Annotated in this window: 3 protein-coding genes; 2 read left to right on the plus strand and 1 reads right to left on the minus strand. The window is 32.3% G+C overall.

The features are described 5' to 3' along the window. Positions 1–152 precede the first annotated feature (152 nt). Entirely contained in the window at positions 153–395 is a 243-nt protein-coding gene (locus C9E89_RS22305) for a DUF2789 family protein (RefSeq protein WP_004281876.1), read from the minus strand. Positions 396–746: 351 nt separating this feature from the next. On the opposite strand from C9E89_RS22305, the gene C9E89_RS22310 reads away from it, so the two are divergent. After that, a complete protein-coding gene (locus C9E89_RS22310) occupies positions 747–1,127 on the plus strand; it encodes a copper resistance CopC family protein (RefSeq protein WP_004681441.1) in 381 nt (126 codons plus the stop codon). Between the two features lie 64 nt (positions 1,128–1,191). After that, positions 1,192–2,073 carry a copper resistance D family protein gene (locus C9E89_RS22315; RefSeq protein ID WP_005021625.1) on the plus strand — a complete coding sequence of 294 codons (882 nt, stop codon included), beginning with the start codon at positions 1,192–1,194 and terminating at the stop codon, positions 2,071–2,073. Positions 2,074–2,129 lie beyond the last annotated feature (56 nt).

Raw genomic sequence — 2,129 nt, forward strand, 5'->3', positions numbered from 1 at the left:
ATTATTTTTAATATTAGGGTTTATAATCCAAATTTCAGAGTAAGGAATCTACTACTTATATAATAGAGATTCCATCTCCAAAACAGTACTACTGTATGAATGAGTTGTATTCAATGCAGGGAAGAATGTAGATCCTTAATACTAACGGAAAATTATTTTACTGAATTTTCATGTAAAGACTCATTTAATTGATCAATCACTGTCGTCCATTCACCATCAGAGTGTAGTTTTTCTTCTAAAAAATGACGTTGAGCATCAGTCCAAAAAATTGCTTGTGTTAAAAAAACATCTCCAGCTAGCTGATGGCTCTCTATGAATTTTGCAATTGCTTCTTCAGTAGAAGCTAAACCAAGCTGTTCAAATAATTTGGTCATTCTTGGACGTGTTTGAGTCATGTGCTTAGCCCACAAATTTATATTAGATCAAATTAAACATAACATGTTTATATTTAAACTAAAATATAAAAAATTAAATAGCTACTATTTTCTTAGACAAAATGATTACTACATTTCATAAATCAACCACCTACATAATTTGTTTGTTAAATGATCATTATTTTTCAATAAGATTATTTTAATAGTTAAAGATTTTAAATTTTAAAAATGACAAAAATGTAATTTTGAAGTCATCGCTCTGTTTCTGTCTCTCACTAATAATTGAAATATAAGAGGAGATGATGTGGTCTCATTAAATATAGATTTTATAAAGTCATCTCTAATGAACTAACGAATCAAGAGGAAACGTAAATGAAATTATTTCAAAATAAAATGACTGCTCTACGTAATGTTGTAGTAGCTGCAACGATGATTGTGGCTACTACAACTACGTTCGCTCATGTGAGTTTAGTGAGTGCGATTCCTGCGGAAAATGCATCTATCCTTAGTCAACCAAAGAACTTGACCCTTAACTTTGGTGCAGAGGTTATGTTGATGAATATCAAGTTACTGGATGCTCAGCGAAGAGATGTTCCTTTAAAATATAAAGTTACTCATGACTTAAAGAAATCCTTTGATGTCGCTCTTCCGAAACTGAAAAAAGGTAAATATACCGTTGTCTGGACAACAATGGGGAAAGATGGTCACAACATGAATGGTGAATATAGTTTCACTATCAAATCAACTAAATAAGAATTGATTACCTTTCAACATGTCAGTGAGGTGCTGGCATGTTGTTCTAGAATGGACAAAAATAATGATTTCTGAATATTGGATGTGGGCCACTTGGTTAACTAAGGTTATTTTATATTTAAGTGTAGCTTTTGTCGTTGGTGGAGCCTTTTGCTATTTTTTACTTAGACAATATCTTGAACTAAAAGAATCGATTCTTAAATATATTACAATTGGCGCTGGATTAGGCCTAATTTCCAGTACCTTGGGATTTTTTATTCTGATTGGTAGTTTTGCCAATACTGGTATTACAGGTATGGTGGACCCCACGTATATTAATATATTGGTTAATACTCCGACGGGGTATATATACGTTCTTCGTTCTATTAGTTTTGCTCTTTTACTTCTTCTCATGGTGGTTAAACTTAACAGGAACAAAGGTCATTTTTCTATAATTGAAAGTTCAATATTTTGTGTTTTACTTCTCCCGATTATTTTTAGTTTTTCCCAGCTCGGACATGTCGCTAATTTAACCTTACTTGCTCAAATTTTATTATCAATCCATATTCTAGTTATGTCGTTATGGATGGGGTCTTTATATCCGTTATGGAAAACCAGCCGGGAAATAAGTGGTTTACCTTTAAAAGATCGCATGCATGTATTTGGACGTATTGCTGCTTTCATTGTTGGGATATTAATCGCCTGTGGCGCTAGTGTAGCTCTTCTTTTAATTAAAGATTTTAATACCTTAATCAATACTGCATATGGCTATGGTTTCATGGTTAAAATGTTTTTTGTTATAGGTATTCTACTTTTAGCTGCCTTCAACAAATGGTATTTCACCCCGCGTCTTCAACATCCTAAATTCGCTAAACACCTTAGTCATGCCATTTTATTTGAGATGTTATTAGGTCTATCAATTCTATTAACAACAGGCTATATAACCACTGTCGTGGGTATTGAATAAGAGAATTTCAAAATAAGGGAATTGAGGAAATTTAACATTACTGCATTTATCTTTTG

This window comes from Acinetobacter sichuanensis, from assembly GCF_003024515.2.
In the GTDB taxonomy this organism is placed as follows: Bacteria; Pseudomonadota; Gammaproteobacteria; order Pseudomonadales; family Moraxellaceae; genus Acinetobacter; species Acinetobacter sichuanensis.